We start from the raw sequence: 20,063 nt of genomic DNA on the forward strand, positions 1-20,063 counted from the left end.
TTATATACAAATTCCCATTTATTGACTAACACTCATAGGACTCTCCACAAAAGGATGAGAGATCCTCGCAATTTACGAAGACATGCTAAGGTAGCGCGGCAATAGACCTGAGTTTTGAGAGATGGTCATAAAAATTATATGGCGTTGGACACGCTAATAGCTGTTCTAATTCTTCGCCAAAAGCAACATGATGTTCAGAAGAAATAACTTTCATAAGCATTTCATTAATCATATAGGCCATTTGTATGGAATCGCCTCCCAAGTCGCCAAAAGTAGCATGATTGTCAATAACTTCAAGAGGTAAAGATAAGGTATTTGCAAATATTTGACGAATCATTGGTAATAAATCGTCACCCTCATTGATCTTGGAAGAAATCGATACAGAAATAGGTCTTGGTAGCTTTTTATAATCTACCTTTCCATTAATCGTTAAAGGCAATTCAGTCAAAAAAATAAAATATTTTGGTACCATGTAAGATGGAAGAACAAGAGACAATTCCGCACGTAAATCGGTTAACTGCTCTTTGGAATGAGGTACTACATATGCAACAAGCTCATTATTTTCTAAGTCACCATCTACTTTTGTGAGCATCACTATAGCTTGCGCTACACCCTCAATTGCCAATAAGGCATTTTCAATTTCAGATAACTCAATACGATGACCACGAATTTTGGTTTGTTGATCCTTTCTTCCTAAATAAACAAGCAAACCATCTTCTCGATGTTTCGCCAAATCACCACTCCGGTACATACGCTGTCCTGGAAAAAAAGGATCATCCATAAAACTTTTATTGGTTAGTTCGGGCTGATTCAAATAGCCTACCCCAACAGAAGCTCCTGCAATATAAATTTCTCCTTGCTCTTCAATCCTGACTGGTTTTAGTAGGTTATTTAAGCAATAGATACGTGTATTCGCCGCCGGAACACCAATAGGCACACTACCTTGAAGATCCTTTTTGGGATCATATTGATGAATCATGCAACCCACAGTCGTTTCTGTAGGACCGTATTCATTAAATATTCGTGCAACAGGTAATTTTTCACTAACTGTTTTGGCCAATTTGCAGGGTAAATCTTCACCACCAACAACCAAAGTGACTTGATGCTTTGACTTCATAGGTAAATTACTGATCATTCTCAGATGTGATGGTGTAAGTTTTAAAAAATTAATTTTTTGATTAGTCAGTATGCCTTTTAATGTCAGCGAGTTGATAGGGTCAGGAATTAACATCATGCTTCCCCCTGAAAGCAAGGGCAAATACAATGAGCTCACTGTTAAATCAAAAGCCATACTCGTAAATAGTGCTGTATGGTAAGGTTGATTACTATCGCGATACGCATCAATGGCCCAGAATAAATAATTCAACAGTTGACCATGATTGATCATTACTCCCTTGGGGGTACCTGTAGACCCAGAGGTATAGATAATATAAGCCAATTGATTTAGCGAATTTGTGTTTATCTGGGGTGCATTTGCACCAACGATATGTAACGGTATGTAGGTACATAAACCTGAATAATTTAATACCGTATTCTGCTCATGAACAACTAGAGCAGGCTTGGCATCTTCTAATAAAGTTAAAACCCAAGCAGTGGGTGATTTTATATCAATAGGAATATAAGCAGCACCAAGATACCAGCAAGCCAGCATGGAGCAAACCATATCTTCATTTCGTGGTAAATAAATAGCAACCATATGCCCAGAGCGAACACCAAATTCGTAAAAATAACTGGCGATTTCCAAAATACGGTGCCCTAATTGTTTATAAGTTAAAGTTTGAGTCTTTGAGATTAGGGCATGCTCATAGGGATGTTCTATGCAACGTTCCCATATCTTTGTAAAAATATTTTTTTCTTGCGGATAAGCAACGTGTGTATTGTTGTATATAGGCCATAACGTATCACAAAGTCGCTTTTTATCTGAGAAAACCTCAGATTCATCCATCAACTTTTTAAATTGGTTCGCTAAGTGAACGCATTCTTTGGCTGTAGCATGCGCATTTGATATAGAGAAGCAGATTGTTGTTGCATTATTATGCTCCGTTACAATAAACACAATTGGTGCGATAGGAACATTAATCGGTAAAAAATAGCCATCGATGGCTTTACTGCCCTGTTTTGAATCAAGATCGGTTAAATTAATCGATAATTTGGAAACAATTCCAGACATCATGTACCGATTTTTTTTATTTTGATAATAAATCAATGCATCGAGTAATCCCTTTAGCAACCACAAAGGTAAATGACGCACCATTGCATCGTACTTCCCAATCCGCAATTCATTTTGGCTACCTAACTGTTTCACAATATCACTGTAAATGATGGGCCAAGTCTCTCCTTTTTTTGCCTCAACAAAAATAGGGTTTGCAAAATTCGCCGTAGTATTTGCATCAGCAACATGTTGACGTAAATCTACAGGAATCATAAAACGAGCCTTTTCAGCACCCAAATCAACTCCGGCAGCTAATAGTATTTGGCAAATCTTGGCAGTAATGGCATTGATTTTTCCAGGAAGGGTTACCTTATGCCAAAGATAATGAGAATGGGTAAAACCCGTGTTCCCTGTTGGTGCGATGCAATCCAATGGAAAATTAGGACGATATTCGTCTTTTCTATTTTGTTTGAGAAAATCATAATCGGTCATCAGCAGCTGCGTACCAATTAAAGGCTCTTTTCTCCATGCACGAAAAATCTCATTCACCCAGTGATATAAGCCCATACCATCCATTACGCCATGAAAGGCCCGGAATAGCAAAAAATGGCGTGTTCCCTTTATATAGGTAACTTGTGTGGCGGAATGTCCAGAATTAAATTGATGTCCATGGAAAAATGATGCATGTTGAATATCCTGACCATCCCATTCTCTCTCTATAACTTGAACAATCTCGATATCTATCAATGATTCTCGCGAGTACCATATCGAATTGATAGATCTAAAATTTGCGTGCAAGTTAACATATGAATTAGAAGAGTTTGTTTGAACAATAGCTTGATTGAGGGAAGATACGTCTACTTCTGCATCCATTTCAAGCACCAGTTGCAGCGCAAAGGAATAATTCATCAAGTCACTGACAATATACAGTTTTTCACTAGGTGTTATTGGGCGTTGGAATTTTTTTTTAAAGTGACGAAACATAATCAAGCAAAAAAATGAGATACTTTTGCACACAATTAAGTGTAATCGAACAACAATTATATATTAAAGGAAACCTTATACCAATAAGCTTAAATGAAACATCATCTGGGTACAGCTTTGCTGTATACCCAGACTGTATGTTTTACGATGATTTTCTACGTTGCATAATTTGCGAAAAGAATTCCGGTTTATTCAGTCCCATCGATGCAAAAATTTGGGGGACTCTATCCCAAGAACCTTCTTCCTCAATACTTGCGACAATTAATTCAAAACCAGCTTTTTTATCAGGTTCTAAGCCCCAACCATTAATATAACAAAGCCCTCTTAATCGCTTCGCAGCTACATGCTTTAATGCTATTGCAGCAGATAAATATGCATGTGCTTCTTCAAAAAGCTGATTGCATTTTTTCAGATTTGTTTCACTTTTAAAAACGCCATCTTTTTCCAAATTTTGTCTGAACTTAGCTTCTTCAAGTGTCATTTGGCCTATTTGATAATTTGCTTCCGCATCATCCAAACCTGCAGCCGCTCTATAGCACTCCATATACATTAAATTAGCATAAGGAAATTTTTTATTTCCTTTTAACTTACTGTAAATGGATGCTAATTCAAAATAGTAAGCAATCTCTTTTTTTAGCATTTCATCTCCGGGTTGGTTATTTACCCGATTCGCTTGCATCGCTTTTATTTTCTTAACAATTTTTTTAATTTTCCAACGTTTTAAATACGCCATAACCTCTCCTGCCATGTGCTATGATGTTGATTGGATGAGATATTGCAATAAAAAAATCACGATCACAATCAGGATCATTAAACCAAGAATCTTTAATCCAAAGCCAGCAGATTCTCTTATTTCTTTCCCAATTTGTTTACTTGGAGGTTTTTCTTGCTCCTCTTCAACTTTCAACTCTGATTTATAAAGATTATTATCTATGTGATTGGATACAAAGTAAGAGATTAATCCAGTAATCATACTCGGTACAAAAAATATGAGCCAAACTACAACCTTACTGGCTCCAACAGTATAATTATATTCATCCTGCAATGAACTCAAAAGATCTAAAACAATAGCAGGAACATTATAGTTTAATCCCCAGGCCAGGTAAGGCAAGATATATAAGCTAAAGAAAAATAAGCCTAGGCAAAGAACCAAACAAATCATGCCTAAAATATAGAGCTTACTATTACTGCTAAATCGATCCTGTTCCATATTAACCTTAAAGTATCCTTTTCTTAAATTTAAGATAGCAGATGGATTTAAATAAGTACACTTACTGGTGATATTAACTAATTCATTTTAAAATGTAATATAGGTAATTTTTTTAAGGCAGCACATGAAACGTTATGTTTTTATGATCTCTGACGGCACAGGGATTACGGCAGAAACTTTTGGTCATAGCTTAATCACTCAATTTGAAAACATAAAATTTGAACAACTCACTATCCCCTACATCGATTCATTAAAAAAAGCAGAACACGCGGTTGAACAGATTAACCATGCATTTGATGAGCAGGGAATCAAGCCTTTAGTATTTATGACTTTGATTGATCCAGAAATAAGAAATTACATTAAAAAAGCAAATGCCCGTGTATTTGATTTATTTAGTACTTTTATTGGCCCTATGGAAGAAGAGCTTAATGAGAAATCCTCTTATACTGTTGGAAGAACTCATGGTGTAGGTAACAGTAAACTTTACTTGCACCGACTAGAAGCAATCGATTTTGCGTTATCTCATGATGATGGCGTGAAACCTAGTGGATATGACAAGGCAGATATTATTCTTATTGGCGTTTCCCGGTGTGGAAAAACACCAAGTTGTTTGTATATGGCACTCCAATATGGAATTTTAGCTGCTAACTACCCGTTTACTGAAGATGATATTCTTGGCTTTAAATTACCTGATATATTAAAACCTTATAAAAATAAACTTTTTGGATTAACCATTGATCCACAACGTTTACAACATATTCGAGCGGAGCGCAGGCCCAACAGCAAATACGCATCACCAGAGCAATGTCGGCTCGAAGTCAATGAAGTTGAGGCGATGTATCAGAAGGAAAAAATTCCTTATATTAATTCGACAAAATACTCTATAGAAGAAATATCGACAAAGATACTTGCTGCATCAGGTTTACAGCGTAAGATATGATATAACACGTAGCCGGGTGTAGGCAAAGCCGTAACCCGGGTTTCGGAGGTAATTATGTTTCCAAATCCCGGGTTCCGCTTTGCTAACCCAAGCTACAGGCTTAAATAGTTATATAGGATTATTTCGGAGCACTAGGAAAATCTGCATTACAATCATATCGATTATCATTTGCTAAAAAAGTCTTACAGCTTTGATTAATCGTATATTTCACAGTGGTAGAATCTGGAACAGCAGTATTTTGTTTGGAATACATTTGCCAAATAATAACACCTCCACTATCCTTTTGCTGGTCAAGAATTTTATTAACTAATTGATTTGTCAGTTGTAATTGACCATTAATATTTTTAGGATAAGCTGGCTGATTGACTTGAAAACCAAATTGAATTTTTGCATTAATATGATATTTAGCGGGTAAAAAAGTTACTTTTCCAATATTATCAATTGTTAGACTAGGTTTGCTTACAGTCTCTGCTTGCAACCAATTCGTATAGTCTTTCATATATGCGCTGACTTGACCTGGTAAATCTAAAGGTCCATCAACATATGGTGCGCATACTGCCGGGTTATCACCGCATAAATCATAGGTCATCAAGCCCAAGGTATCAAAACGTGACACTACTGCCTGATCCTTATTCATCAGGTTATACCATAACCCTTTCAAATTTCCTTTCCACCAAAGACCACCCTTTGTATATATATCAGGGAATTTTTCTCCAGTTACAAAGCCTGTAATTGGGCGTGCCCCAACAGGAGGCGCAGCGGTAGCAAATTTAAGGTATTTAGCTCCTGGGTCATCCATTAGTGCATGTAAAATTGCATCAACTTTATCAATTGTTTTAGGCATAACAAACGAAGAGCCAGAACTTGTTCCATATTTCATAAAGTTGTTATAAGTTGGTCCTCCTGCATTCAGTATTCTTCTGGCTATACCCGTTGACCACTCTCCATCAGTACTGGGTCCCCATGTCACTGCATACTGATTCGCATGCCACATTTCTTCATAGTCAAAATCAATACCATCTACACCCAAATCATTTGCTAATTTGATTAAATTTGTATAAGAGGTTTTTGCTTTTTGAGCTTGCACCTTATCAGGGTTAGTCGGGTCCGGAAACCAATCGTAAAAAACTTGGGTTTGAGCGGAGGAACGCGGACCACAAGCCTCCTGAGCTACCTCAAAGTTACAGCTGTAATTCCATCCTCCTACAGAGAGAAACGTTTGAATATTTTTTTCTTTAGATAGTTTGATCGCTGCTTTTAATGCATTAAATGCCGGCGCCCCTTTGCCATCATGGTCCGTAAAATAGCCTAATATACCCGTATCAGCAAGGCTACCTGTCTGATAATCATTTAATGTTGGTCGAACAAATGAAAAGAGTACGCGGTTAAAGTTAGGTTTTTGAAGTTTAGTCAAATCACTAACATATTGTTGAAGTTGTTCAGGTTTGTCTAGAAGCAAATAAACAGATACAATTTTTTCATTGGCAGTGTCATTGGTGTTCATTGATGCCTGGGCAACAAGAGTAGAAGATCCCAGCATCGATATGGTATATAGCACAGAGAGATAAATCTGTTTTAAGTTCATCACCTATCCCTGACTGCTCAATGAATATTTGATTAAATTATATATATTTAATTGGGATAAGCAAATGGATCAACCCCAGGGATTAATAATCCGTGGGGTTCAAAGGGCACTAATTAAATGAACTACGATACAACCCATAGTTGCATGAAATCTTCTACTTTCATTGCTGCAAGCGTATTTGTATCACTCATAGCGTGCATGATGCGTTCAACGCGATCTGTAGAAAACTGAGTACTTAAATTCTTCTTAAATTTGGATAATAGAACAGGGATACCTTCTTCACGTCTGCGTTTGTGACCAATTGGGTATTCCACTGTAATTAAATCACTCTCAGTTCCATCTTTAAAAATTATCTTTATACTATTTGCAATAGAGCGCTTTTCGGGATCAAGATAATCACGAGAAAAATGTTCATTTTCAGTGACATGCATTTTATCGCGCAATGCATCGATGCGTGGATCTGCAGCCACATCATCCTCATAATGTTCGGCCTTTAAGTCGCCAAATAATAAACCTATAGCAACCATGTATTGCAAACAATGATCTCGATCTGCGGGATTATGCAAAACACCTTGCTTACTAATAATTCGAATTGCCGACTCATGGGTCACTAAATCAATTCGAGCTATATCATCAAATCGGTGTTTCACTATAGGATGCAACATCACGGCACACTCAACAGCAGTTTGTGCATGGAATTCGGCAGGATAGGATAACTTAAATAAAACGTTTTCCATAACATAACTGCCATACTGACGCTGAAATTTAAATACTTTCTTTTCAAAAAGAACATCATAAAAACCCCATGTCGGGGCGCTTAAAGCACTTGGATAGCCCATTTCTCCTGCTTTAGCAATTAAAGCCAATCGCACAGCTCGGGACGTAGCATCCCCTGCAGCCCATGACTTTCTTGAGCCGGCATTCGGAGCATGTCTATAAGTTCGCAGACTTTGGCCATCCACAAAAACTTGCGACAAAGTTCTTAACATCGTGTCTCTATCAGCACCAAACAATTGGGCTGCAACTGCGGCACTGGCAACTTTAACCAAAAAGACATGATCTAACCCAACTCGATTAAAACTGTTTTCCAGAGCGAGACACCCCTGAATTTCATGCGCCTTAATCATAGCGGTAAGTACATCCTGCATTAAAATTGGTGTTTTACCCTTTGTACAATTTTGTCGACACATATAATCTGCAACTGCAAGAATGGCGCCTAAATTATCGGAAGGATGACCCCATTCTGCCGCAAGCCATGTGTCATTGAAATCGAGCCAACGGATCATAGCACCGATATTGAAAGCAGCTTGTACTGGGTCTAACTCATATGCAGTACCAGGAACCCGTGCTCCACCAGAGAGAACAGCGCCAGGAACAACTGGACCTAAAAGTTTGGTACATTCAGAGAAATTTAGTGCAAGAATACCACAACCCAATGTATCCATGAGACATAAGCGAGCCGTTTCATAAGCTAAAGCACTATCAATTTTCTTGTTTAATACATAATCCGCAATATCAATCATTACCTGATCGTAATCAGGCTTAATGTTATCTTCTACATAACTGTGCATAATAACCTCTTGTGTCTACGATACTATCATTATGTTAAGAAATCCCTTCTCCCCCATAAGGGAGAAGGGAAACCATATTTAATATATGAATTGAACAGTTACCCTCTCGTCTCAATAGTAGGGAACTTCTGGGGTTCAGGCCCGGTATATTCAGAAGTTGGTCTTATTAATTTATTATTTGCTCTTTGTTCAAATACATGTGCTGACCATCCTGTAATACGCGACATAACAAAAATCGGAGTGAACAAAAACGTAGGAATGCCACAATAGTGGTATGCTGAAGCGCTATAAAAATCCAGATTTGGGAATAATTTCTTTTCATTCCACATCACTTCTTCAATGCGTTCTGAAATGTGATACAAAAGAAGATCCCCTTTAGCCTCACCTAAACGAAATGACCACTTTTTGATAATGTCAGAACGAGGATCACTGGTTGTATACACACGATGTCCAAATCCCATAATAAGCGCTTTATTAAGCAGCATTTTTTTCAATTCAGTTTCGGCTTGATCAGGGCTATTAAAACGTCCTATAAGGTCCATTGCCGCTTCATTAGCGCCTCCATGTAAAGGGCCACGTAGTGTACCAATTGCACTTGTAATTGCAGAATAGAAATCGGCAAGTGTTGCGGCAGTCACTCGTGCAGCAAAGGTAGATGCATTGAACTCATGCTCTGCATATAAAATTAAGGATACATTCATCATTTGAGCTTCTAATTTACTTGGCTTTCGGCCATGCAATAAAGCAAGAAAATGAGCGCCGGTTGTTTCTTCATCACTTAAACCAGATATTTCTTTATTATGGAAATGCCATGCGTACCAGTAACACATCATTCCTGGAAATAAAGCCAATAAACGATCTGCAACATGATTTTCCTGAGAAAAATTATCTTCTGGTTCAATTGTTCCCAAAAAGGAACAGCCAGTTCTCAACACGTCCATGGGATGAGTGTTTTTAGGAATTAATTTAAGAATTGTCTTTAAACTTTCTGGTAATGTTCTCAAGCCAGTCAGCTTTTTGGTATATGCATCCAATTCTTTTTGAGTAGGAAGCTTCCCGTAGAGTAACAAATAGGCTACTTCCTCAAACGTGGCATACTCAGCTAAATCATCAATTGAGTAGCCTCTATAATTTAAACCTTTACCTGCTAGCCCAACTGTACAAATTGCTGATTGTCCTGCAACAACACCGGCTAAACCGCCGCTTTTAACACTCATTGTCTTCCTCCATCAATTGGTCTAGTTTTTGTTCGTATTGATAATAACCAAGTACTTCATACAATTCTTCTCGAGTTTGCATTTTATCCAGCATGGATTTTTGTGTCCCATCCTGAAGAATGGTCTTATATGTATTCAAAGCGGCTTGGGACATTGCTCTGAATGCGCTTAAAGGGTATAAAACGAGCGACACACCAACTTGTTTCAGCTCGTCTTGACTAAATAAAGGAGTTTTACCAAATTCAGTTATATTCGCCAGAACAGGTACTTGGACTGCTTGTGTAAACGTTTGATATTCATCAAGACGAGTCATCGCCTCAGGAAATATCATATCAGCGCCCAATTCAATGCAAAGCAATGCTCGTTCGATTGCTGCGTTCATACCTTCAACAGCATAGGCATCTGTTCTTGCCATAACGACAAAATCGGGATCCTGACGTGCATCAACTGCAGATTTAATTCGATCCCCCATTTCTTTCATAGATACAATGGCTTTATTAGGTCTGTGTCCACATCGTTTTGCCAATACTTGATCTTCAATATGAATGGCTGCAACTCCCGTTTTCTCCATGAGTTTTATTGTTCTGGCTATATTAAAAGCATGTCCCCATCCAGTATCTACATCAACAAGAAGGGGTAGAGAACATGCTTCAGTAATTCGACGTGCATCTTCAAGCACTTGCGATAAATTGGTCATACCAAGATCGGGTATACCATAAGAGGCATTTGCAACCCCTGCTCCGGAAAGATAAATTGCTTTGGCCCCAGCAAATTGCGCAAGCATAGCAGAATAAGCGTTTATGGTACCCAATACAGGTAACGGTTTATTTTCTTTGATTGTCTGTTTGAAGGCTTTGCCCATGGAACCTGCCATTAGCGTCACTCCTTGATCTTAAAATATATGAACCATCGTAGCCTGGGTGCAGCGCAGCGGAACCCGGGTTTCTTGAGTGGATTCCTGAACTATCCAGCTACAGGTTTAGTATTATGCTCTAATGAGAATTTCATCTCAATCGATTTTAATAGCACCACGAATTATATTTTTACGTAAGAAACGTGCGGGTGATAAAGCGTGTTGTAAACTTCTTGGTAAACAACTTATTTCATTATTAATTACAGAAGCGAGCCATTCTGCGCATAAAGGAATGGTCGTAAGACCGCGAGAACCAAAGCCAGCACAGGCATAAAGCCCAGGATAATAAGATCCAGCCTGGGCTATCCAACGTTTTGCGTTCGTTTCCAATTGCGCAAATTGTTGTATAAATTGCTCAGCCTCAGCAATTTTACCTACTAAAGGAAGATAATCCGGTGTTGATGCTCTAACTCCAGCCCAGTGGTTGCTTACCTCATTAGACCATAAAATCTCCGGGGCGAGTTGTCTAAGTTTATCTAGGTTAATTCGATCATCATGGGATTTAAGTTGAGGCTCTGCTGATTTTAACTCATAAGTGGCGCCTAATTGATGTATACCTCTAAGTGCAGGAAGAACATGACCATCACCGCATATTGGCAATTTTAAGCGAGTACTTTGTTCTGTTGCCGAAATTGCTGTCATTTGACCTCGGATAGGTTTGACAGGCAGATGTTTAGTTTCTTTAAACGAATTAATTTTATAACCATTTGCTAGAATAAGCACTTCAGTTTCTAAATCATTCACTATCCACCTTTTCTCAAAAGCTAATTGACTTACTGACGTATTAGTTAACAGAGAAATACCTTCTCTATTAATTAAAAACCGACATAACTCTGGGGAATTAATCCATCCTGACAAAGGAATATATAATCCGGGCTTATCTAACAAAAAACCTGCCAAATCAGAAGCTTGTTGTATATCGACTAGAGAACCCAACTCTGGATAATGATCCAGCCAAGAATGTAAACTGGATTGGGTTGCCTTTTCCTTGTCAGAGTATGCAAGAAGCAAAGAACCACACAATTCACCAATCTTTGCCTGATTTAAAATACGTTGATAGGTTTTTGCAGCATACAAAAATGCAGCTAACATAAATTGTGTTAAGGGTGAGTTGTAAGCAGAGAGCTTAGGGAACAAAACCGCTTGCTGATTTGCTGATCCGCCATTACCCACCTGAGCCAACTCATCAACAAGAGTAACCGTCCACCCTCTCTTATTAAGTGCATATGCAGTAAAACAACCAGCTAAGCCAGCTCCTAAAATAACAGCTGATCTACTGGAATACTGCTCAGGCACACTCACATGCCAAGGTGTATGTCGTTTTGTTTTTGTTGCATTTTGTATTGTAGTTTGTATAAAACGAGCACAAAGCATATGGCGTTTTCGCCCAAACCCTTTTCTTTTTTCGACAACAAATCCATTTTCACTTAAGCTTTTTTTAACAGAGCCTGCAGCAGTATATGTTGCTAAGGTAGTTTGCTCTTTAGACAACAGAGCAATCGTTTTAAGTAAAGCATCCGACCACATACTTTTATTTTTAGCTGGCGCAAAGCCATCTAGAAACCATGCATCAACAAATACTGTTCTGAGTTTTTTTTCCAGCGAGGGTTCTCCACAAATTAATAGCTGTTCATAGCACTCCAGCGCATCTCCTAACATTAAAGTTAAAGTCACTCTGCCATCACAAAAAGTCAGATGATGATATCCAGGAGTCAATACGGGATAATGTGCTATAAGTTGCTGGGCTTGCTTTTCTAATTGCGGCCAGAAAGCAAGACTTCTTGTTAAATCAGGAAGAGATAAAGGATGTTTTTCACATGAAATGAAATGCAATTGGCAGGATTTAGGAGCATGTTGTTCCCAAAGACTCCAGCTGACAAGAAAATTTAAACCGATTCCAAACCCAGTCTCAGCAATAGTAAATCTTTGTGGTTTATCATTAGGAAACGATTGCCAACGCTTGATTAGATTATTTCCATCAATAAATACATGAAGCGATTGATTTATCCCACCTTCAGAAGAATGGTAAATATCATCATATTGCATTGAAAACGGCAGAGTCCCACGCCAATCCAGCTCTGCCTTTTTAATAGGTACAAAAAAATTACTCACATACAACCACTCGATTTGTAGACATACTTTGGGGTTCTTGCAATTCAGTTAGCTTTTTTTCCTGAATGAGCTCCCGCAACTTAGGCACTAGGATAAAAAGCACAATTGAAGACCCAATTGCAAATAACCCTAGCATTAAAAACACATGGCTATAACCACTATTAGTTACCAAAGGTGAAACACTGTCCTGCCCCTCAATCATCAAGTTTGAACTATAGCTAGACAAAGTTGCACCAACACCTGAATTGAGCATCCACATTCCCATCATCACACCCTGCAATGATGAAGGAGCCAAATATCCTATCATAGCATAGCCAATTGGCGATATTAAAAGTTCACCAATACTTTGTAAAATATAACTAGTAATAATCCAACTGGGGCTCACTAATCCTTCATAATTAGCGTACGCTATGCCAATAGGCAATATGGCAAAAGCAATCCCAATAAAAAGTAATGCCAGTGCAAACTGAGTAGGAATATTAATTTGTACGCCATTTCCGCGCATTTTATGTAATAATACCCCTAATAATGGACCACCAATGACTATAGCTACCGTATTAATATTTTGGAACCATTGTGGTGGAATAATCCAACTTGCATATTCTCGCTGCACATTATGATCAATAAAGACAGTAAGCCCCATTGGTGCTATTTGATAGAGCATCCAAAAAACAGTCCCTACAATCATAAGCACGGCAAACGCAACCATTTTATCTCTGGCTTCTTTTGCTGGTTGTTGTTTTGCCAAATACAAAATTACTCCAAGCATTAATACGCCTGTCACAAGGACTAACTTTTTAGCCCAGTCAGCATATTGCAACATTCCACTCAACATGAAAGGAAGTATAATAATAAGTATGACTCCTAAAAGAACAGCTCGTTTTTGAGAAAGTTTGTCTTTTTTGGAAAAGATCGTTTCTGCATCGGATAATTGATGCCAACAATACAAGCAAATGATCAAAGCAATTAAATTCCCTAAGCTACTCAATAAAAAAAGACGTTCATAATTCTGGGTAAGTTGAAAAACACCACTCAAGCTAAAACCAACAAAAAAACCAATATTCATCCCTGCGTAGTTCATAAGAAAAGCAGTCTCCCGACGAGTGTCTTCAGGAGCAAAACGTTGGGTTAACATGCAATTTAAGCACGTTACATTTAAACCGGACCCGGTTAAAAAAGCAGCTAAACCATAATAAAGAAACGAGATCTCTCCAAATGATAATAAAATACATCCTATAATTTGTGCTACCATTCCTGCACAAAACAACGCGCGGTTCGAGAGCAAACGCCCGCCCCAAAAACCACCAAGCAAATGCAAGCCGTAATTGAATGCAATAAATACACCCATAATGCTATTGGCAGTGCTAATTTGAAGCCCTAACTTCCCTTTCATGTACAAAACAAGCGTTGAGTAAAGAACACTAAAACTTAAAGTCGAAACAATCTGAATAAAAAAAAGAGGAACAATTCCTTGTGGCATCGATTTGATGAATTCCTTTTTGTTTGCCATTACCGACATCATGACTTCCTTGTTATTTCAAGACCGTCTCTGAATATGACATGTGGGAAAATTACTGTCTAGTATCTTTAAAAATTTATTTTTTTACCTTTTTATACTCCAGATGTAGCCTGGATTAGCGCAGCGTAATCAGGGATCTTCACATATAAACCCGGATTACGCTGCGCTAATCCGGACTACAATTTAGACATATCGATTTATTATTTTTTCAACTGTTGCAGAACTTCCTCGGCAGCCATTTGAGTTTTAACAATTTCATCTTTTCCATGTGCGCTAGAAACAAAACCAGCTTCATACATAGAAGGAGCAAAATAAACACCTTTTCCTAACATCCCGTGATAGAACTTTTTAAATAAAACCTCATCGGATGCAGCGATGTCCGCATAATCTGCAATACGGGTTTTCTCTGTAAAACAAAAACCAAACATACCACCTAGTGAAGCGGCAAAAAATGGAATATTTAATGTTTCAGCAACAGAGGCTAAAGCTTGAGTTAGCGTTTGTGTGGTCTGGCTTAACTTGTCAAAAAATCCATTTTTTTCAATTTCGGATAAAGTTGCAAGGCCTGCGGCCATAGCTAATGGGTTCCCAGAAAGTGTTCCAGCTTGATAAACAGGCCCCTCAGGTGCTAAAAAGGACATGACTTCTGCTCGCCCACCCAAAGCACCTACAGGCATGCCTCCGCCAATAACTTTACCAAGGGTAGTAATATCAGGAGTGATTCCGAATACGCCTTGAGCTCCAGTTAACCCCACTCTAAAACCAGTCATTACTTCATCAAAAATCAATAAGGCGCTGTATTTATCACATAATTGACGTAATCCTTGCAAAAACTCTAGATCTGGCAAAACGAAGCCCATATTTCCTGCAACTGGTTCTAAGATTACCGCAGCAATATCATCAGGAAATTTTTCAAATAATTGTGCTGTTTGCTCTAGATCATTAAAATTTGCGGTTAGAGTGTGCTCTGTAACACTTTGTGGAATTCCGGGGGTTGAAGGTATACCTAAGGTAAGAAGACCAGAGCCCGCTTTGACTAGCAAACTATCGCTATGTCCATGATAACAACCATTAAATTTTATAAATTTATTTTTCTTGGTTACTCCACGAGCCAACCGAATAGCAGTCATTGTTGCTTCAGTGCCAGAATTTACCATCCGTACTTTTTCAATTGAAGGGATTAAAGAGATAATTTTCTCAGCCAATTGTACTTCAAGTTCGGTAGGTGCTCCGAAACTCATACCACTATGGAGCACTTTATTTACCGCTTCAATCACCTCTGGATGACAATGTCCAAGGATTAAAGGCCCCCAAGACCCAACGTAGTCAATGTATTCATTATTATCGACATCTACAAGATAAGCTCCCTTACCTTGTTTAAAAAAGATAGGATCACCGCCAACACCTTTAAAAGCTCGAACAGGTGAATTAACCCCACCAGGAATAAGTGCTTGGGCTTGATGAAATAAATCTGTTGAACGCGTCATAAAAATCTCCGTAATTTTGCGGTATAATATTACATACATTCCGAAAAATTGGCAAAAAAAGAGGGTTAGTCTTTACATCGAAGCTTACAATAGCTAAATTACGCCCTTTTATAACGAGTATTATCATGCAAGAATATAAAAAATATATTTGTGTCATCTGTGGCTTTATTTATGATGAAGCTGAAGGATGGCCTGAAGATGGAATTGAGCCGGGTACACGTTGGGAGGATGTGCCAGAAAACTGGTTTTGTCCAGATTGCGGCGCCGGTAAGGAAGATTTTGATATGGTGGAAATGGAATAAGCTTCTCGATATGGCTGTAAAATGTAGCCTGGGTGCAGCGAAGCGTAACCCGGGGACTGTATGTCGCGAATTGCTTTCTTAACCCGGGTTACGCTTCGCTGCACCCAGGCTACATTCTACGGTTTTACCACAACCAATAGCACTATCCCTATTAAGAACAAAGTTGGTATTTCATTATAAATGCGAAAAAAACGAGAACTTTTTTGATTTTTATTGTGGGCAAATGCTTTTAAATAATGACCGCATAACAGGTGATAAATCCATAAAAGAACAACAAAACTTAATTTTGCATGCATCCATCCGGCCTTGAGATAATAAGCTGGATTATAATTGAGAAGCCATAATCCTAGTAAAGTCGTCAGTATCGCGGCAGGCCAAGTAATTCCATAATACAATCTTTTTTCCATTATTTTAAAACGAATAATACTCGTCTCATCATGAGTATCCGCATGGTATACAAATAATCTCGGTAAATAAAATAATCCAGCAAACCATGCAACCATTGCAATAATGTGAAATGCTTTAACATATAACATAATTAATTCCCTGATTTACGCTTACTTTTTTTTCGTGAATGTTTCAATAAATTTAGAGATTCAACTGATAATGAAAAACCCATAGCGAAATATATATATCCTCGAGGAATATGAAAAGAAAATCCATCAGCAACTAAGACCATACCAATTAAAATTAAATAACTCAGGGCAAGCATTTTGATCGTTGGATGTTCTTTAATAAATGCGCTAACCAGTTCACTAGCAAAAATCATAATGAAAATTGCACAAGTAATTGCCAAAGCCATGACCCAAAATCGAGAGGTCAGGCCTATAGCAGTTAAGACACTATCGAGGGAAAAGATAATATCCATTATTACAATTTGAAAAATAACCATACTGAATGTTGCTTTAAATGAGTGGCTTTTCTTTTCACTTATGGACATACTTTCTTCAGTAACATCCTGGTGAATTTCATCCGTAGCCTTCCAAATTAAAAATGCACCGCCTAACATGAGGAAAAAATCACGTGCAGAGAAAGACATATGATTTATTGTAAGTAAGGGCTTGGTTAATTTGATCAAATCAACCGCGACTGCAAGTAAGAGCAGACGCATCATCCAGGATAAAGCGAGTCCCAAGCGCCTTGCTTTTTTTCTCTGCTCTGAGGGTAATTTTTCAGATAAGATTGATAAGATAACCAGATTATCAATTCCTAAAACAATTTCTAATATGATTAAGACGATTAAACTCGCAGTAACATCAATAAAATCCATCAAGTCCTCGGATGTCAGAAATTGAAAAAAATTATATAATATACTCTTAATCCAACATTTACCTAAGTTTTTCTGTAAAATTTACAATCCAAATTGTATATAAAGCTAAGGTTTATAAAGGCAAATATTCACTTTATCCTTTTGCTTCGATATAATGTTTACGTTTCATTAATCTTGTGAGATACAGAGATCATCAAATTCATCAAAAAGCTGCTAAAAAGAAACAGAGCTCATGTGCCACCTGTTGCTTCAGCTTATATAATCCCAAGGAATAAACATTCCATATCTAAGGCGGACATTAGTAGCAATGCGCTCAAAGTACTAAACCGCTTAATTGGCGCTGGTTTTCAGGCATACATTGTCGGAGGAAGTGTCAGAGATTTATTGTTGCATAAAGCACCTAAAGATTTTGATGTTGCAACCGACGCTACCCCTAATCAAATCAAGAATTTATTTAGAAATGGACGAATTATTGGTCGTCGATTCAAACTCGTGCATATACTTTTTCACCGAGAAATTATTGAAGTTGCTACGTTCCGAGGACACGTAGCTGTTGATGAAAGCCAGCAAACAAATGAACGTGGCATGTTGGTTCGCGATAATGCCTATGGCTCGCTTGATGAAGATGCTTGGAGGCGCGATTTCACAATTAACTCGCTCTATTACAATATTAATGACTCCACAATTGTTGATTTTACTGGTGGTGTAAAGGACGTTGAAGAAAAACTGATTCGGATGATTGGTGATCCAGTAAAACGCTATCAGGAAGACCCCGTCCGAATGTTACGCGCGATTCGATTTAGTGCAAAATTGAATTTTAAACTTGCATCCGAAACAGAGGCTCCTTTTCCTGAAATTAGTCATCTCATTACTCATGTTTCCAATTCACGTTTATTCGATGAAATGACCAAATTATATCAATGCGGCAATGCAGAAGTGGTGCAAAAACTGCTGATGCAATATGGTTTATTTCAATATTTATGTCCGCAAACCAATGCCCTATTAAACAGTACATATCCAGTAAATGCATTATTAGCCATTGCTCTGGAAAATACTGATACACGCATACGCGAAGATAAACCAGTAACTCCTGCATTTTTATTTGCAGTCCTTTTATGGTTCCCCATGATTGAATGTTCAAAGGAGCTACAAAAAAATGGAATTGATCCACTTCCATCCATAGAAAAAGCGATGTCGATTGTCATTGCTGAGCAAAATAAAATTATCTCTATTCCCAAACGCTATACTCAAATTATTCGTGAAATTTGGTTATTGCAGTATCGTTTTGCAAAAAGACTAGGTGGAAGAGCCTTTAACCTATTACAACACCCACGTTTTAGAGCAGCATACGACTTCATGGCTTTACGTGCTCTTGCAGGTGATGAATCCATGGAGCTAGCGCAATGGTGGACTACTTTCCAAGATGCTGATGAAGCAGAGCAAACCAATATGGTTACACAATTGACACCTGATGCTTCAAAACGTAAGCGCCGACGTAAGCCTAAAAGTATAAAAACAAGTGATGTATAATGAATACTTGTTATTTAGGTTTAGGATCAAATCAGCAAGTTCCTGAACGCCAACTACGAAAAGCAATTAAATCAATAAAAGCCTTGCGCAATACAGTTGTTACTAAAGTATCATCTTTCTATTGGACTAAGGCTTGGGGTTTACAAAGCCAGCAAGATTTTTGCAATGCAGTGATTGAGCTTTCTACACTTTTATCTCCTGTTCAATTACTTAGTGCATGTCAAAAAATTGAAGCGCAACAAGGACGAATTCGAAAAAAACGCTGGGGGCCAAGAATTATTGATATTGATATCCTGTTTTATGAGAATCGCATGATTCAATCTAAGAAATTAATAGTTCCTCATCCACACATACAATCTCGAGATTTTGTTTTGATGCCTCTCCTGGAAATTAATCCTAATTATAAATTGAGTAACCCGGATGTCATATGACATTGTAGCCTGGGTGCAGTGTAGCGGAACCCAGGTTTGAAAAATGAATTAAGCTCCTCAGTCCCGGGTTACGGCTTGAGCCTTCACCCAGGCTACAAGGTTTAATTGAAAAACTATCCAATATACATTATGAGCTTTATCCAAATAAAATGCACAATACTATGCCATCTGCCATCCAGTTAAACCAAATTATTTCATATTTTGTGATGTAAAATAGGTACTTATATCGAGGAATCTACTATTATTTACAATAATAAATTCAATTGTGAGGCTGCTATGTATAAGAATATTTTATTTGCTACGGATTTGCTCAAAGAACATAATCATCTCACAGATAAAGCAATTTCTATTGCAAAACAATTTAATGCCAAATTATACCTATTGCATGTCATTGAACTCCCTGCGAGTTTCCAACTGGCACAAGGTCTGGGTTTTACAGAGTTAGCAAATCCTGCTAAAGATGATGCACAAACAGTCTTATCCTTATTGGGCGAAAATTTTAATATCCCACAAGAACAGCAATTTGTTGAGGTAGGCTCGGTTAAAGAACATATTTTTAATAAAGTTAAAGAGTTAAATTGTCAGCTTATTATTATTGGGAGCCACTCTTCTATTGGCTTACATTCATTTTTGGGCAGTACAGCGCATGCAACGGTTAATCATGCTCCATGTGATGTTTTAACATTACGACTTTAATAACTTGAGAGCCTGTTTGCATTTCGCTAGCTTGAGCCAAAATAGCCTGGTTTTGAGCACCGAAGCGCAGCATACATGGAGTATGTGAGCATCGGAGCGCATAAAATCAGGGCAGTTTAGCCAAGATAGTAGAAATGTAAACAG

General features: G+C 37.9%; 17 protein-coding genes. 5 read left to right on the forward strand and 12 right to left on the reverse strand.

Annotated elements, in window-relative coordinates:
* Positions 1 to 85 precede the first annotated feature (85 nt).
* The 3 genes from Lstg_RS03165 to Lstg_RS03175 all read right to left on the reverse strand — a co-directional run bounded on the left by Lstg_RS03165 (position 86) and on the right by Lstg_RS03175 (position 4,346).
* A complete protein-coding gene (locus tag Lstg_RS03165) occupies positions 86 to 3,136 on the reverse strand; it encodes a non-ribosomal peptide synthetase (protein ID WP_058476221.1) in 3,051 nt (1,016 codons plus the stop codon).
* Between the two features lie 142 nt (positions 3,137 to 3,278).
* Positions 3,279 to 3,869 (reverse strand): SEL1-like repeat protein, encoded by a 591-nt coding sequence (locus Lstg_RS03170; RefSeq protein ID WP_058476222.1) that lies wholly within the window; start codon positions 3,867 to 3,869, stop codon positions 3,279 to 3,281.
* 18 nt (positions 3,870 to 3,887) lie between these two features.
* Entirely contained in the window at positions 3,888 to 4,346 is a 459-nt protein-coding gene (locus tag Lstg_RS03175) for a hypothetical protein (protein ID WP_058476223.1), read from the reverse strand.
* Positions 4,347 to 4,470: 124 nt separating this feature from the next.
* Here Lstg_RS03175 and ppsR point away from each other — a divergent pair, with 124 nt between their 5' ends.
* A complete protein-coding gene (ppsR, locus tag Lstg_RS03180) occupies positions 4,471 to 5,286 on the forward strand; it encodes a posphoenolpyruvate synthetase regulatory kinase/phosphorylase PpsR (protein WP_058476224.1) in 816 nt (271 codons plus the stop codon).
* Positions 5,287 to 5,404: 118 nt separating this feature from the next.
* Here the strand turns inward: ppsR and Lstg_RS03185 are convergent, their stop codons facing one another.
* The 7 genes from Lstg_RS03185 to hemL form a co-directional block, all read right to left on the reverse strand.
* Positions 5,405 to 6,871, reverse strand: a complete 1,467-nt coding sequence (locus tag Lstg_RS03185) for a glycoside hydrolase family 18 protein (protein ID WP_058476225.1) — start codon at positions 6,869 to 6,871, stop codon at positions 5,405 to 5,407.
* A gap of 122 nt (positions 6,872 to 6,993) precedes the next feature.
* Positions 6,994 to 8,442 (reverse strand): bifunctional 2-methylcitrate dehydratase/aconitate hydratase, encoded by a 1,449-nt coding sequence (locus tag Lstg_RS03190; protein ID WP_058476226.1) that lies wholly within the window; start codon positions 8,440 to 8,442, stop codon positions 6,994 to 6,996.
* 98 nt (positions 8,443 to 8,540) lie between these two features.
* Positions 8,541 to 9,659, reverse strand: a complete 1,119-nt coding sequence (gene prpC / locus Lstg_RS03195) for a bifunctional 2-methylcitrate synthase/citrate synthase (protein WP_058476227.1) — start codon at positions 9,657 to 9,659, stop codon at positions 8,541 to 8,543.
* Positions 9,649 to 10,533, reverse strand: a complete 885-nt coding sequence (gene prpB / locus Lstg_RS03200) for a methylisocitrate lyase (RefSeq protein WP_058476228.1) — start codon at positions 10,531 to 10,533, stop codon at positions 9,649 to 9,651. Before prpB ends, prpC begins: the two co-directional genes overlap by 11 nt.
* Before the next feature lie 135 nt (positions 10,534 to 10,668).
* The gene (gene mnmC, locus Lstg_RS03205) at positions 10,669 to 12,684 is read right to left on the reverse strand and encodes a bifunctional tRNA (5-methylaminomethyl-2-thiouridine)(34)-methyltransferase MnmC2/FAD-dependent 5-carboxymethylaminomethyl-2-thiouridine(34) oxidoreductase MnmC1 (RefSeq protein ID WP_058476229.1); all 2,016 of its coding nucleotides are present in this window, start codon (positions 12,682 to 12,684) and stop codon (positions 10,669 to 10,671) included.
* Positions 12,677 to 14,203, reverse strand: a complete 1,527-nt coding sequence (locus Lstg_RS03210; RefSeq protein ID WP_058476230.1) for a peptide MFS transporter — start codon at positions 14,201 to 14,203, stop codon at positions 12,677 to 12,679. Before Lstg_RS03210 ends, mnmC begins: the two co-directional genes overlap by 8 nt.
* A gap of 200 nt (positions 14,204 to 14,403) precedes the next feature.
* Complete coding sequence (gene hemL / locus Lstg_RS03215; protein WP_058476231.1) at positions 14,404 to 15,690, reverse strand: glutamate-1-semialdehyde 2,1-aminomutase; 1,287 nt, start codon at positions 15,688 to 15,690, stop codon at positions 14,404 to 14,406.
* 125 nt (positions 15,691 to 15,815) lie between these two features.
* On the opposite strand from hemL, the gene Lstg_RS03220 reads away from it, so the two are divergent.
* The gene (locus Lstg_RS03220; RefSeq protein WP_019232400.1) at positions 15,816 to 15,992 is read left to right on the forward strand and encodes a rubredoxin; all 177 of its coding nucleotides are present in this window, start codon (positions 15,816 to 15,818) and stop codon (positions 15,990 to 15,992) included.
* 116 nt (positions 15,993 to 16,108) lie between these two features.
* Here the strand turns inward: Lstg_RS03220 and hemJ are convergent, their stop codons facing one another.
* Both hemJ and Lstg_RS03230 read right to left on the reverse strand, forming a co-directional pair.
* Positions 16,109 to 16,528, reverse strand: a complete 420-nt coding sequence (gene hemJ, locus Lstg_RS03225) for a protoporphyrinogen oxidase HemJ (protein WP_058476232.1) — start codon at positions 16,526 to 16,528, stop codon at positions 16,109 to 16,111.
* 2 nt (positions 16,529 to 16,530) lie between these two features.
* Positions 16,531 to 17,262 (reverse strand): TerC family protein, encoded by a 732-nt coding sequence (locus Lstg_RS03230; RefSeq protein ID WP_058476233.1) that lies wholly within the window; start codon positions 17,260 to 17,262, stop codon positions 16,531 to 16,533.
* Positions 17,263 to 17,496: 234 nt separating this feature from the next.
* Between Lstg_RS03230 and pcnB the strand changes: the two genes are divergently transcribed.
* The 3 genes from pcnB to Lstg_RS03245 all read left to right on the forward strand — a co-directional run bounded on the left by pcnB (position 17,497) and on the right by Lstg_RS03245 (position 19,919).
* On the forward strand, positions 17,497 to 18,792 hold the full coding sequence (pcnB, locus tag Lstg_RS03235) for a polynucleotide adenylyltransferase PcnB (protein WP_238585361.1): 1,296 nt from the start codon (positions 17,497 to 17,499) through the stop codon (positions 18,790 to 18,792).
* Positions 18,792 to 19,223 (forward strand): 2-amino-4-hydroxy-6-hydroxymethyldihydropteridine diphosphokinase, encoded by a 432-nt coding sequence (gene folK, locus Lstg_RS03240; RefSeq protein ID WP_058476235.1) that lies wholly within the window; start codon positions 18,792 to 18,794, stop codon positions 19,221 to 19,223. Before pcnB ends, folK begins: the two co-directional genes overlap by 1 nt.
* A 276-nt stretch (positions 19,224 to 19,499) precedes the next feature.
* The gene (locus Lstg_RS03245) at positions 19,500 to 19,919 is read left to right on the forward strand and encodes a universal stress protein (protein WP_058476236.1); all 420 of its coding nucleotides are present in this window, start codon (positions 19,500 to 19,502) and stop codon (positions 19,917 to 19,919) included.
* The last annotated feature ends 144 nt before the right edge of the window (positions 19,920 to 20,063 follow it).

It is taken from the genome of Legionella steigerwaltii, assembly GCF_001468065.1.
Lineage (GTDB): Bacteria > Pseudomonadota > Gammaproteobacteria > Legionellales > Legionellaceae > Legionella > Legionella steigerwaltii.